This window comes from Bradyrhizobium cedriense (genome assembly GCF_054602315.1).
Genome location: NZ_JBTSWB010000002.1, coordinates 322,951 through 336,469 on the forward strand (window position 1 = coordinate 322,951; position 13,519 = coordinate 336,469).

General features: G+C 62.6%; 12 protein-coding genes. 3 read left to right on the forward strand and 9 right to left on the reverse strand.

Annotated features, from left to right (window positions below; all coding sequences use genetic code 11):
* A complete protein-coding gene (locus ACYCVF_RS07820; RefSeq protein ID WP_459603279.1) occupies positions 1-1,446 on the forward strand; it encodes a hypothetical protein in 1,446 nt (481 codons plus the stop codon).
* Positions 1,447-1,448: 2 nt separating this feature from the next.
* Here the strand turns inward: ACYCVF_RS07820 and ACYCVF_RS07825 are convergent, their stop codons facing one another.
* The 6 genes from ACYCVF_RS07825 to ACYCVF_RS07850 all read right to left on the reverse strand — a co-directional run bounded on the left by ACYCVF_RS07825 (position 1,449) and on the right by ACYCVF_RS07850 (position 8,468).
* Positions 1,449-2,132, reverse strand: coding sequence for a class I SAM-dependent methyltransferase (locus ACYCVF_RS07825; protein WP_247771018.1), 684 nt, complete (start codon positions 2,130-2,132; stop codon positions 1,449-1,451).
* A gap of 8 nt (positions 2,133-2,140) precedes the next feature.
* The gene (locus ACYCVF_RS07830; RefSeq protein WP_459603276.1) at positions 2,141-3,136 is read right to left on the reverse strand and encodes a glycosyltransferase family 2 protein; all 996 of its coding nucleotides are present in this window, start codon (positions 3,134-3,136) and stop codon (positions 2,141-2,143) included.
* Between the two features lie 295 nt (positions 3,137-3,431).
* Positions 3,432-3,827: a hypothetical protein gene (locus ACYCVF_RS07835; RefSeq protein ID WP_459612928.1), complete on the reverse strand. Its 396-nt coding sequence runs from the start codon at positions 3,825-3,827 to the stop codon at positions 3,432-3,434.
* A 180-nt stretch (positions 3,828-4,007) separates the two neighbouring features.
* Positions 4,008-5,570 carry a hypothetical protein gene (locus ACYCVF_RS07840; RefSeq protein WP_459603272.1) on the reverse strand — a complete coding sequence of 521 codons (1,563 nt, stop codon included), beginning with the start codon at positions 5,568-5,570 and terminating at the stop codon, positions 4,008-4,010.
* A gap of 112 nt (positions 5,571-5,682) precedes the next feature.
* Complete coding sequence (locus ACYCVF_RS07845; RefSeq protein WP_459603270.1) at positions 5,683-6,957, reverse strand: glycosyltransferase family 87 protein; 1,275 nt, start codon at positions 6,955-6,957, stop codon at positions 5,683-5,685.
* Entirely contained in the window at positions 6,954-8,468 is a 1,515-nt protein-coding gene (locus tag ACYCVF_RS07850; protein ID WP_459603268.1) for a hypothetical protein, read from the reverse strand. The genes ACYCVF_RS07845 and ACYCVF_RS07850 overlap by 4 nt, the downstream gene beginning before the upstream one ends.
* A gap of 394 nt (positions 8,469-8,862) precedes the next feature.
* Between ACYCVF_RS07850 and ACYCVF_RS07855 the strand changes: the two genes are divergently transcribed.
* Positions 8,863-9,027 (forward strand): Flp family type IVb pilin, encoded by a 165-nt coding sequence (locus ACYCVF_RS07855; RefSeq protein WP_028145764.1) that lies wholly within the window; start codon positions 8,863-8,865, stop codon positions 9,025-9,027.
* Between the two features lie 84 nt (positions 9,028-9,111).
* Here ACYCVF_RS07855 and ACYCVF_RS07860 read toward each other — a convergent pair whose 3' ends face one another.
* The 3 genes from ACYCVF_RS07860 to ACYCVF_RS07870 form a co-directional block, all read right to left on the reverse strand.
* Positions 9,112-9,993, reverse strand: a complete 882-nt coding sequence (locus ACYCVF_RS07860; RefSeq protein ID WP_459603266.1) for a phosphatase PAP2 family protein — start codon at positions 9,991-9,993, stop codon at positions 9,112-9,114.
* A gap of 396 nt (positions 9,994-10,389) precedes the next feature.
* Positions 10,390-11,637: a cadherin domain-containing protein gene (locus ACYCVF_RS07865; protein ID WP_459603264.1), complete on the reverse strand. Its 1,248-nt coding sequence runs from the start codon at positions 11,635-11,637 to the stop codon at positions 10,390-10,392.
* Positions 11,544-11,747: a hypothetical protein gene (locus ACYCVF_RS07870; protein WP_459603403.1), complete on the reverse strand. Its 204-nt coding sequence runs from the start codon at positions 11,745-11,747 to the stop codon at positions 11,544-11,546. The genes ACYCVF_RS07865 and ACYCVF_RS07870 overlap by 94 nt, the downstream gene beginning before the upstream one ends.
* Positions 11,748-12,374: 627 nt before the next feature.
* On the opposite strand from ACYCVF_RS07870, the gene ACYCVF_RS07875 reads away from it, so the two are divergent.
* Positions 12,375-13,166 (forward strand): SMP-30/gluconolactonase/LRE family protein, encoded by a 792-nt coding sequence (locus ACYCVF_RS07875; protein WP_459603262.1) that lies wholly within the window; start codon positions 12,375-12,377, stop codon positions 13,164-13,166.
* The last annotated feature ends 353 nt before the right edge of the window (positions 13,167-13,519 follow it).

Genomic DNA, 13,519 nt, shown 5'->3' on the forward strand with positions numbered 1-13,519 from the left:
ATGACTGACCAGGTCGTCCACAGCGCGGTTCAACCGTTTTCGGCACGTGCAGCGCTCCCCTGGGCCGTGGGCCTCGGCGTCTATGCCCTGCTGCTGGTCGTCGGGCCGTGGCTGCTCGGTGATCCCGACAGCTATTCTCATATCGAGGTCGGGCGCTGGATCATCGCGCATGGCACCCTGCCGGAGAGCGATCCCTTTTCGTTTCCCAGACACGGCGCGCCCTGGATCACGTTCGAATGGCTCTCGGAAGTCGTCTACGCCGGAGCCTACGCGTTGTCCGGCTGGCCCGGCGTCGTCGTCGTGGCGGCAGCGGCGATTGCGCTCGCCTTTGGCTTGTTCACCTTCTTCCTGCTGCGTGAGCTCTCGCCGGCCCTGACGCTGCTCATGGTGATCGCGGCCGTCATCCTGCTGGCGCCGCATATGCTGGCGCGGCCACATGTCCTCGTGCTGCCGGTGATGGTGACCTGGGCAGGGGCCCTGGTGCGCTGCATGGATCATGGCGGACCTCCGCCATACTGGGCGCTGCCGCTGCTGGTCCTGTGGGCCAATCTGCACGGCAGCGTGGTGCTGGCGCTTGGGCTGATCGGTCCTGCGGTGATCGAGGCACTGCTGCGTGAGGGACGAGGCGAATGGCCGCGAGCGATCCTGCGCTGGCTGCCATTCACGATACTCGCCATCGCAGCGTCCTGCCTGACGCCCCAAGGGCCCGAGCCGCTGCTGATGCCGCTGACGACACTCGGCCTCGGCTCTGCGCTCGCCTGGATCGGGGAATGGCGGCCGCAGGATTTCAGTCATGTCGGTGGATTCGAGCTGCTGCTGCTGGCCGGCATCTTTGCGCTTACGCGCGGTGTGACGCTGCCGGTCGTGCGGGCGCTGGTGGTGATCGGCTTGCTGCATTTCGCACTGGCGCAGGTGCGCAATGCGGATCTGCTGGCCATGTTGGCGCCGCTCTATCTGGCGGCCCCCTTGGGTCGGAAGTTCGGCGGGCGGATCGCAGACGACGAAGCGGGCGCGTCGCGCGGCCTGAATCTGGCCGCGTTCGGTGTCTTGATCGCGATGAGCGGGGCGGCGCTGGCGCGCGACATAGGGCCGGCTGCGGTCATCACCCCGCAGGCTGCCGTCGCGCGAGCCGACCTCGCCAAGGCGGGGCGCCTGCTCAACGATTATTCTTTCGGCGGCTATTTGATCTTCGCCGGCATTCCCACCTTCATCGATGGTCGCGGCGAATTGTACGGGGGACCGTTCATCGACCGCTACAATCGGGCCCTGGCGCTGGTCGACCTCGCGGATTTTCTCAAGCTGCTCGACGACTACGACATTGGGGCGACGCTGCTCGCGCCGCGCACACCGGCAGTCGCGATGCTCGACCGGATGCCCCAGTGGCAACGCGTCTACAGCGACGATGTGGCGATCGTGCACAAGCGGCGGGATCCGCCGCAGAGATAAAGTCAGACGGTGCCGAAGGCCGCGTACTGGCCGCCCAGCGACACGCCGCCCAGGGCATCTTCGAGGCGACGCGCCGGTTTGGTGTCCCAGGGCAACAGCAGGAAATGGCGCGCGCCGATCTTGTGCAAGCCCCCCGCCGCCATCAGCTTTCGGGTCTTGCCGGCACTGAGCAGAACGGCATCCCGGTCGAACTCACAGCGCGCAACGGCAAGGCGTGTCAGCGGGTTGTACGGATTGTGCTCGATTACGCAGACGAGCCCCCCGGGGCGTACCACCCGCCGCATCTCGGTGATGAAATGCGTCCATTCGGCCGGCACGATGTGGTGCATCACGCAGATGGCCGTGACGAGATCGAAGCTGGCGTCCTCGAACGGAAAAGTGCGGCCGTCAAACTCGCGGTAGTCGACCCCACTGTTGGCAGCGCGGGCCTGCGCCAGGCTGGCCGACGAAACGTCGATGCCGCTCAAGCGGCCGACGATGCCGTGCAGCAGCGGATGAAGGCTGCCGACGCCACAGCCGACGTCCAGCATGCCGGGCTTGTCCGTGTCCAGCCGCTGCGCGATCAGGTCGCGCAGCAGATCGGCCTTCGCGCGCATGAAGAAATCGTGCGGTAAGCCCGAGAAGTCGATCGAGGATTGCACGACGTCGCGGTAGTTGGCGTGATAGCCGTCGAAGAGCTCGCTCATGCGCCGGGTCACTCGTTGACGGCGTGGATCGCAGGCGCGATCGCCGCCTCGCTGCGATCGAATCCGGCGCGCGTCTGCACCACGTAGAGCGGGCGGCGTTTCACCTCGGCATGGATCCGGCCGACATAAAGCCCCACGATGCCCGTCATCAGCATGTTGATGCCGCACAGCAGGGACACGACGACCATGGTCGAGGACCAGCCGGTGACCAGATGGCTGTCGTTGCTGAGCCACAACAGGATCACCCAGCCGCCGTACAGCAAAGCCAGTCCCGAAACCGCCAATCCGCACCAGATCGCGAGCCGCAGGGGCAGATCGGAAAAGCCGAGCGCGGCGTTCATCGCGAGCCGCACCATCTTGAACAGCGGGTATTTGGTTTCGCCCGCTGCGCGCTCGAGGCGGTGGAAGGCGACCTCGGCCTGCCGGAAGCCCAGCCAGGCGATCATGCCGCGCACGAAGCGATCCTGTTCCGGCATCTGCCTGAGTGCGTTGAGCACCTTGCGATCGATCAGACGGAAATCGCCGACGTCGGCGGGGATGCCGACGGAAGACATCCTGCCGAGCAGCCGGTAGAACAGGTGTGCAGTCGCTCGCTTGAACGGGCTTTCGCCCTCGCGCGACAGGCGGCGGGCGTGGACGACGTCGTTGCCTTCCTTCCACTTCGCGATCAATTGCTCGATCACTTCCGGCGGATCCTGCAGATCGGCGTCCATGACGATGATCGCGTCACCTTCCGCGGCGTCCATGCCGGCGGTGATGGCAACCTGATGGCCGAAGTTTCGCGACAGGCGGATGTAGCGGAAGCGCGGATCGCGCTGGGCGAGCGCCTGGAGCACGATGGAGCTGGAATCGCTGCTGCCGTCGTCGACGAAGATCGCTTCTGCAGGCCCGTCGAGCCGGGACAAGACCAGGTCTAGCCGGCGCAGCAGGACCGGCAGCACGGCTTCCTCGTTGAACACGGGGATCACGAGGCTGTAGCGGATCGATCTGGAATTGGCCGCCATGCGAGAGATTCCGGCTGGGTTGCAGGGGCGGAAGTCTATTCGCCGGTGGTTAAGGGCGCCTTGCCGCAACTGTTAAGGATTGGGCGACAGGGGCGATTGACGGGGAAGGCGGAAAGGATGCGATGCCCGGTGATCCACCTTGCGGTGCAGCCGCAGCTTCGGTCCAGGACGCGCACTCATCAACGTCGGCTTACCGGGGTAAAGCAGAAGCTGCCGACCTTTGGCGTAATCGGCGGCTTGTGACCCCTCGCCGACATTTGGCTATGAGCGGGCGATGCGAATGGCGATCTGTCCGTCAAGCAAAGAAGCCGTAGTTAATCTTCCAACCAGTGTTCTTTTCCAGTTCTTCGTATAGGGCATCAAAGCCTCGGGTTCTGCCATAGCCAGTCGCGCTGACATATCGAACGGGGCCATTCGTCTCGAAATAGAATTCAATCGCACCGCCGCCCAAATTCTCCACACGCTCCCAGGAGCCGTTGCAACAGGGGTAGCGCCCGTTTACTTCGAACAACATAAGCCAGAGCCGCAGCGTGAGAGACATGTGTTTTCGCGCCTCGATCGCACCTGGCGGTTCCTCGGCTAGGTAGACAAACCGAACCCCAGGAAAAACCCGACTGAGCTGCAGTTGAACGTCAGCCGCGCTGCCCAGTGCAGTCCGGTCCGATTTGCGGATCACTCCACGCAATGACATCTGACATCTCGGCTTTCGTGCGTACACCAATGCCGTCGATCCTTCCTGCCCCGGCGGTGGCCTGTCAACAACATAGACTTCCGCCTTTGGCCCATCTGCGACCTCGGAGGTCTTCCGCTCTTCGGCCGATGTTGGCAATACACCGGACATCAGGCGGCAGCCGCGGAATGAGTTTACGCCCTAGGGCCTGCGGTGGATCTTGTAGAGAACAAATCGCTCCGAGGTCTCCAGCACCTCAAGCAGACCCGGCAGCGGGTTCGCAGCCGGCGGCCCAAGCACGTAGAGATAATCGAAATCCCGGTACCAGGTGCGAACGAACGGCGGAACGCCCGCCGGCGGTTGGCTCGTCGCGATCGCGGCAAGCAGTTCCGACGGCACCGGTCCTCCATAGGGAATGGCAAGACCGCGCACGCCCTCGCGTGGCCGCACGGGCTGCTTGCCTGCTTCCGTGAATAGATTGGGCACGAACGCGTTGGCATAGTGCACGGCCAGCGTCGGCGCATAATACATCGGATACGAGGTGAGGTCGGCGAAGGGCGGGTCGCCATTGTCGCCCGTGCTGCCGACGAGGACGCGCGAGCCGCGCTCGATCTTCTGGAACGAGGCGATGATCGCCGCATAGTCGGCGCGGTAAGGCAGCCACACCGCGAGGACGACGGCGAGATTGACCAGTATGATGCCGCTGATCGCGGCGAGCGCGGCTGTTCTCCAGGCACGGCTCGGCAGCGTCAGCGAGCTGAAGGCGGGCAGGATCAGAGCTGCAGCGGGAATGACGCGAAGGTCGACAAACGCGGTTCCAAACAGCTTCGAGGGAATGACGAGATAAAGGAGCGCAAAGCCGATCGCGAGCCAGATCCCGGCTGGATCGAGCTTGAGGGCGCCGCGTTTTGCGGCGAAGTACAGCAAGATCGCGAGCGTCAACCCGGTCGCTGCCGCTGCCGTCAGATTGTAGCCGTTCATGATGCGGAGCGGCCAAATCGGCTTGAACCCGAGAAACCAGCTCGTCCCTTCGCTACCTATCGCGCCCGCGGTCACATGCATGATCGCGAACAAGGCAAGCGCGGGGATGGCCAACGTGCCGAGCCGCGCCGCCGCGATCCCGTACGCTGTTCGCTGGTGTCGGAAGCGCCAAAGCTCGTAGAGGCCGAGAGTGGCGCCGTAGATGCCGAGCGAAAAGAAATGCGCCACAAACAGCGCCGCGACGAAGATCGCGTTGGCCGCGAAACGCAGCGGCCATGGGCCTTCCGCCAGCATCAGATAGACGGCGATGCCCCAGAGAGCGACGCCCAGTCCGAACTCGAAATTCACGAAACCCCAGCTGAACGGCAGGCAGTAGAGGAAAGCGAGCGCAGCGAAGCCGGCAAGATGAATCCGTCCCTTTCGGGCCCATTCGAGCAGCAGCGCGCCGGAGACGATCAGCAATTGGCTCAACAGCAGAAACAGCCGTGTGGCGTTCTCCACGCTCATCAGTCGCGCCATCTGCGGGACCAGCAGATCCATCCCGAGGTTCGGATAGAACGCCCACACCACCTCGTAATGCGGGTTGGCGTCGGGGGTACCGTTCTGGCTCAGAATGTACATGCGGGCGAGGTGATTGGGATAATCGACCATCGCAGGAATCGGGGTCAGCAGCACCGGAAGAAACGAGACGGCCGCCAGCATTGCAAGAACGCCAATCGCCACGGATCGATCCGAGCGGAGACGATCAGGGATCGTCGAGGTCGGACTGTCGGAAGAAACCATCTTGGGGGATCGCTGGGTTTGAGCGCGGTGTGCCAGGTCTTGTCTGCGTCGCGGTTGCAAGGACCGGCCGCCGCCCGGATCCGGACGCCTGCCTGGAGTCCAGGCCGCGAGCCTAATCGCAAGCGGTAGACCGAATTGGAGACAGTGGCGGAATTCCCGCCTCGCGAGACCTCGTCCGGCTATGCTCCCTTCCGAACACGAGGCCAATGAGAGCGATCGTGAGGAGCGGCGACAGACGTCCCGCAGGTACATAAACCGCGGGGCTGAGCAGCGGGACCATCCAGATGCCGAGCCCGATCAGCCAGTCGAGAAGGCGCGGAGCATCGATCGATGCGGCGAGCCACAGCACGATGGCGACCGCCAGCAGCGTCGCATCATAGGGGCCGGAATGCGGGGCCGCCAGCACGGTTGCCGCAAGCAACACGATCAGCTTGCTGTCGGTACCGAGCGAGGAGCGAAACGCCACGAAGGTCGCTGCCGCGCTCGAGAGGATCGCGCCCAATTGCAGGACTGAGGCTAGCCGCTCCGGTACGCCCAGCAGAACCGCGCAGGCCCACACGCTGTGACCCCAGATGCGGCCATAGGCCAGCCATTTCTCATCCGGGCTGACCAGATTGTCGAACGCCTGCGGTATCCAGCGAATCCACAACTCGATGCCAAAGATCATGGCGCTTGCCAGCGCCAATGCGAACGCCGAGCATGCAGCCGCGCACAGGCCGCGATATTGGCGCAGACCCAGCAGCGCGAACGGAACGAGCAGAAAGAATTGCGGCTTGAAGCTCAGGAGCCCCAGGATGGCGCCGCCAAGGAGCGGCCGCGGTCCGAGTAGCCTGACGCCCGCCACCAGCAGTGCGACCACGAGAAACGCGCATTGTCCGTCGGCCAGATTGAGCGATGCGGCCGGCGAGACCAGCACGGCTGCGATGATGTACGGCGTCAGTTGCGGCTGCTCGGCACGGTTGCGAAGCGCCCAGGCCAGGAGGCCTGCGGTCGCAACCTGGAACGCGACATAGGAGCCGGCAAAACCGAGCGGCGCGAACGGCAAGAGCAGAACGAGAAAGCTGGGCGGATAGAACCATGGACGGAACGCCAGCGGCGCCGTGAGCCATGATGCGAACGACTGGTTGAGATGCGCGGTGAATGCCTCGGCATCGAGGACCAGGGCGAGATTGCCGGCGAGCATCGATCTGATGGCCCCGTAGAACACCATCCAGTCAGTGCCGGGGGCGATGTGGTTCAGTCCGATCCATCCGGGATGGACGAAAGTGGAGATCAGCATGCCCCAGCCGAACAGCGCTGCAATCGCCAGGGCCGGCAGGAACACGAGGGGGATTTCGATCCGGCGACGCGCTGGAGCGGGCATCGACGGTTGAAGGGACAGGCTCATTTGAAAGCCTCCCTCGGGATTTCCGCTCCCGGTGCGAGGCTGGCCTGCCGGTCCTCACGCACATGGATCACTGCGATGTCGTCCGTATAGATCCGCTTCCAGCCCTTGAGCTGGTCGAGGATCTGCGGACCCGGCGCGTCGGCGACCAAGAGCGTCGCGTCGATCTTGTATTCATCCAGCAGGCGCGGCAGCAGCTCGGGCTTCTTGCCTTCCGTCGCCTTGAAGAAGTCCATGACGAACTTCTCGCCATAGAGCTCGGCGCGGCCGTCGACGAAAACCGGGATGTCGCGCGAGATCAGATAGCCGCCGAACTGGTACGCGTTGAAGATGCGCTGCACCTTGCGCTGCTCGAGCAGGTCGACCGCCGCAACCGGCGTCTGCGTCATCGTGAAGGTGAAGCGGTGGTGCCCCATGTAGAGCGACGTCGATGTCCAGCTTGCCGCTGCGATCATCAGCGCGCCGAGCGCGATGACGTAGCGGGCCGGCCAGCGGTCGGCCCCCGCGACGTCGGGCATCGGGCTGCGCGGGAACATTTCGCCGAGCGGCTTTGCCAGCACCAGCGGCACCAGGAACGCAAATGCTTCGGTGCTCCTGACATGCGTCAGCGCACTCCAGGTCAGGAACAGGATCAGGAAGATACGGGGTGCGGACAGCACGAGGCCACGATAATAGCCGAACGCGATCAGCGCGAGCAGGGCGCCCTCGAATGGGGTGAACGTGGCGAAGTTCGCCGGCATCCATTCGAAGATCAGCGACAGCAGCTCGCCGAGGCTGAGGATGTTGGTCGCGCCCTGCAGCGTTCGCCAGCCATACGGTGTGCAGCAGCTCGCGATCAGCGCGCCGATTCCGAACAGGACCCAGCGCATGAACAATCGAAGCCGTCGTCCCTTTTCGGCATGCTCGACCGCTTCGAGCGAGATCGGGCCGATCAGCGCGAGGCCCAGCACGAAACCGCCATGCAGGTTCGCCCAGAGCGCCATCAGCGGCAGCCAGGTCCAGGACGGCGCGCTCTTGCGGTCGGCAGCCGCCATCAGCAGGCCGAACCACGCCACCATGACGGGCAGCGCCAGAATATGCGGCCGGGCGAGCACGTGGTTCATCGACAACAGCAGCGCCAGCATCGCGAACAGCACCGCGCGCGGTGCCTCGATCTGCGCCTCGAGGAAATGGACCAGGATGGCGGCGGCGAGCGCGATTCCGATCGCGGTGATGATGACGGGGCCTGCCCAGCCCCATTGCGTGTAGGAGAACGCGAACAAGACCTGCGACAGCCACGATGTCGAGATCCAGGCTTCGCCGGTGCGCGTGAAAGAGTAGAAGTCGGTGTACGGCATCGCGCCGTGATCGAGGATCCATTGCCCGATCTTGATCTGCCAGAACGAGTCGGAATCCTGAAGCAGCGTGTCGCCGAGATAGAGGAAGAACAGATAGGCGCCGGCGCCGACGCACAGCGGCACCAGGGCCCGCGCGCGGCTTTGCACCACGATGTTGTTGGCAAAGGAAAGGGACATGCCGCCTCGTCGTCCTGGTGTTCTTGTCGGCCCGAGCATGATCCGGAAGAGTGTAGCGGTTTTCCGAGAAGATCATGCGCAAACGACAGCCTGACGCGCGGCGAAAGAATCCATCCCATCGCGCTCCGGTCTGAGCGAGCGGCATTGGACCACGGTGGTCATAACTTCGGGTAAATCGGTTGCGCCGGATCGGCTTCGCGTCCGGACAATTTAACGGATTGTTTTGGAATTCGATTTACCATGGGCGAATACTCGCAAACCGCCCGATGTTTACGCAGTCGAATTAACTGCGGCGAAATTCTTTGCCTCTAGGTTCGGTTCCATGGTCGGGCGGCGCTGGGAAGCCGAAAAGACCAGATCAGTTGTAGCCTCGTGTACTCATTTGGAGCACTCTATGAAGAACCTCGTTGCGCGTTTCCTGAAGGATGAATCCGGCGCCACCGCCATTGAATACGGCCTGATCGCTGCCGGCATCGCGCTGGCGATCATCACCGTCGTCAACAACCTCGGCACCACGCTGAACACCAAGTTCACCTCGATCTCGACCAGCCTCAAGTAAGGCCGGAACGATCTGACGGTTTAGAGAGCCCCGTCTCGGACGGGGCTCTTTTCTTTTGGGCGATGATGACGGCAGAGCCATCAATCAGGCCGGCGCCGCAAGCCCACACGCCGCGCGGCTTCGGTCGAGATGAAGTTTCGCGGCCCAGATCGCTGCCGTGGCAAGCGCGATGCCGGCAGCGACGTCGACAATGTAATGCGCGCCGACCACCGGCGTCGCCGCGATCATCAACAGGTTGAGCGCGGCCGCGATGCCGCCGATGCCGCGCACCGGCCACAGCGCCCATATGTAGAGCACGGCGGATGCCGCGTGAAAGCTCGGAAACGAGACGATGCCGGAGAGAGAAAGCAGCCGGAGTTCATGCAGGCTGCCGTCCCGAAGCGCGAGAATGTCGCGCAGCTGTCCGGCATAGACCGCGGTGTTAAGGTCGGGGAAATGCGCAGCCGGCAGCTGCAGTGCGTAGTAGGTCCCGATCGCCGGCACCACGGCGGAGATCGTGATGGTAACCGCGAGCGAGAGGCTCATCGCGAGCATGAACAGTTGCAGCCGCACATACCGCGCCGTCAGTGCCAGCACGACCGGGATGCCGAGTAGCGGAAGCTTGATCAGTCCGTAGCCGCGCGCGAGGCTGGTCGCGAGCCAGGGATGATCGTTGACGTAGCGCGCGATCGGTTCCGGATGGAGGCCCAGCGCCTGGTCGATCGCCAGCAGCGCTTGGTCCTGGAGGGGCCAGTTCAGCTTCCCCGCAACGTAACTCAGGGGGCCGACAATGGCGCATGTGAGGATGACCTGCCCGATCGTGCCGAGTGAATATACCAGCTTCGGATCCGCAAGTTCGCCTTTGACGATCCGGTGGCCATAGGCGGCCGCGAGCAGCACCGCGGCGATCGCCAAGGTCCCGCCGTAGGCGACCGGCTCGAGACTCAGTCCGGTATAGGAAAGGCCGAGGGCCAACAGGGTCCCCATCCCGAGAATCGGAAACCAGTTGATGTGAAAGAGCCGCCAGGCAGTCCGGGAGTCCGTGTCGAGCATGACGTGCCGAGAGTAAATTGCATTGCCTCCGTAGTGTTACGGATCCGCTTTAAGATTGCGGTAAGAAGTGTGGTTATCGGTTTTACAACCGCCACATGCAACCTTTACGTGTTTGCGGCCGCATCTCCTTGGGGTGGCGCTCCACGCATTTGCGTCTCGTCCACCCCGGATAATTGTTCAGTCCTTGAGGGCGATTTGCTGCGAATTGAATGACGAAGCGTTCGGCCAGGGCGCGTGCGGGCGTGTCGAGCAGGAAGCGCGCCACGGTTCATCGGCGACGCGTTCGGAGGATCCATCAGTTCCTCCGAACGCATAACGTCCTTAGCCGGGTCAACTCAGGATGAAGTCGTCCGCGAACGTGATCTGACCGGGCATGACATTCGCCAGCCAGATCTCGGAGGATCCGAACTGGACGAGCACGCCGCCCTCCGCATATTCGGTCAGAGTGACGTTCTCCGCCGCGTTCTGGGCGGTGACGCCGGTGCCGCGCATGTCGATCTTGTCGCTGCCGTCGGTGAAATCGTCGACCTGGAAGGCGCCGCTATTGGCGTTGAACACCAGGTTATCGGCGCCGTCGCCGGTCGTGATCCACTTGACGCCGCCCAGTCCCTGGAAGGTGTCGTTGCCCGCGCCACCCTGCATGACGTCATCACCGGCACCGCCGCGAAGGGTGTCGTTGCCGTCCTCGCCGAACAGCACGTCGTTGCCGCTGCTCCCGGTGATGATGTTGTCGAGGGCGTTACCGGCCGCGGTGAAGCCGCCGCTGTTCGTCCCCGTGAGATTCTCGAAATTGTCACCGAGCGTATAGGACGAGAGCGAGGTCTGCACCTCGTCGATGCCTTCATTGGCGCTCTCGTTGACGACGTCATTGCTGGAATCGACGATATAGATGTCGTTTCCGGCGCCGCCGTTCATCGTGTCGTTGCCGGGCCCTCCGTCCAGAACGTCATCGCCGCTAAGGCCGTTCAGGGTGTCGTTGCCGCCGAGCCCGTTGAGCGTATCGCCTTCGTTCGTGCCGATCAGCGTGTCGGCCGCCGATGTCCCGCTCTGCGTGGCGCCGGCGACGTCCGTGACCGCCAGCGTGAAGACCTTGTCGAAGTTCAGCCCGCCCTGATCGACGATACGAACCACGACATCGTGCGAGGTGGCCGTCTCGTAATCGAGCAACGCTCCGTTCGCGACCGTGATCTGGCCGGTCGCGGCATTGATTGCGAAGCGGCCGCCGGCATTGTCCGTGAGCGAATAGCTCAGTACCGCTCCGGCGTCGGGATCTACGCCCGTCACCGTTCCGACAACGGTCCCATTGGTCGAATTCTCCGCAATCGAACCTCCGCTCAAGGTCGCGTTGGTCGGAGCGTGATTGTCTCCGCCGCCGGACGTGTCGAAGATGAAGTCGTCGAATGTGATCTGGCCCGGCATGATGTTCTCGAACCAGATCTGCGAGGTCCCGAATTCGACGAGGACCCCGCCTTCCGCATATTCGGTCAGGGTGACGTTCTGCGCGGCATTCTGCGCCGTGACACCGGTGCCGCGCATGTTGATCTTGTCGTTACCGTCGCTGAAATCGTCGACCTGCAAATATCCGCTGGCGCGCCGTTGAGGATCAGCGTGTCCTGGCCGCTGCCGGTCGTGATCCAGTTCTGGCCGCCTTGGCCGTCGAAAATGTCGTTGCCGGCGTTGCCTTGCAGAACGTCGTCCCCGGCCCCGCTAGCTCCTGCGAGGTCAAAGTATACGCCATAGTACCCCCCACTTGGATGTCATTCGGTTGCTTGATGTATGAACTTTCGGACGTGGCGCCCTAACACAGGAGGGCGTTCACGCGAGACTGCTTGCGCGACGAGAACTAACTGGCGTCACGACTTGCAGGAGAGGCACCGCGCGAACGGCAAGCCACTTCAGGGCAGGCCTACCTGCGCAGAATCTCTTTAGCTGTTGTGGAGTTGTCGTTCCGCGCGCCGAACCTTTTATGGGGATTCACATTGTCAGCTCGCGCACTGAATTTCAGACTACCATAAACTAGCGCATTCGGTTGCAAGTAAGAGATCATGCAACGGTGAGATCGTTCGCAGATTTCCATGTAGTTGATTTCTGATATGGTGGCTCAGATTGATTTTGCTTTTGCGACCTGCAAGCCTTGGCACAAGGATATCATGCATTGATGCGCCAATGCCGAATGATGGGCTCTAGGGAGCTGTTGGACCAGAATGAAATGGATGGCTGTCATTTTCTCAAATGAGACACAATCAAAGCAAATGTCCCGACCAAAAAGCTCTCGGGATATCACTTGCGCTGCAAGAAGTTTGAGGTAAGTCCTCGTGAAGGAACAGCTTCGTCGGGTTGGGACCGTCACGATCGCGATCATGCGTTGCCTGCTGCTCATTTCTTGTCTGATCTGTGCGTTTGCGAGCAGCCTCGCGGTCGCACGAGAACGTCTTTCGTCGAGATTCTGTGTCGTTCCGATTCGGGGCGGCACACCGACTGAAAAGGACTTCAATGACGCTTGGAGGATGGTCTCTAAGGTCATCATGCTCCCCGGCGTGCCGCGGCCGGTCATATACGCCTTTAATCGAGGCAACGTCTGGACGATCGATGAGAGCCGGGCTCTTATTCCGTTTGGAGGTGAATTCCCGTCCAACCCGATTCATGACCAGATTGCGCGCGATCCGGAAAGCGGCCGCCTCATCGGGGTAAATAGCGCGCTCGGCATTTTCGCCATAGACCCCGGCCAAACGCAATTCAGAAAACTGTACGGCTTGAGCGACACTCCACTGCGGCATCCTAACTCCGTCGAGTTCATTCCGCGCTTCAAGGGCTTCGTGATCAGTGACCATAGTGGCCTCTATCTGCTGGACCGCACCGGCGCGTTGTCGCATCTGCGCGTTAGCGATCCCGCGACACTCGGGGCCCCGGCTAGAGTTTTTGATCTCCCGGCTTTTGATGCGCTCGTAGTCAACGCGCAGAACTCGTCCGCTGTCGTCCGCTATGATGATGGCGAGGTAATTCACGTCGCGACGCTTGACCGCTTCGACTTTGTGCGTGGCGCCAACGTTGAGGCGGACGGTAGCGTTGCAATACACGGAACAGGAAGACATACACCGTTCGCCTGAGCAGAGAATCAAGGAAGCCGATCGTTCAGGGGCGGTCATTCGTTGTCGGGGAAGCTCCGCTGCACTTGAGCCATACCCGGCTTGATGCTCCAAGCATTGGCAAGACGTTAGCTATCAAGCGGCAGTCGGGCATCGTCGAACTGGGATCCTCTGGACCAATCCCGATAGCCCTCCCATTCGACGCTGCGCGGGAACCAATCCGGGCGGTCGCGGAGATACCAGAGTATAGGGCGGTCTTCATCCTAACCGCGGCCTCGGCGTATGCCCTCCAAGGCGACAGTTCAGTCACCGAAATCCCGGGCGCCCGAGATGTTGGCGTCTCGCGTCTCGGCCCCTTGCTTGGCCTCATCCCC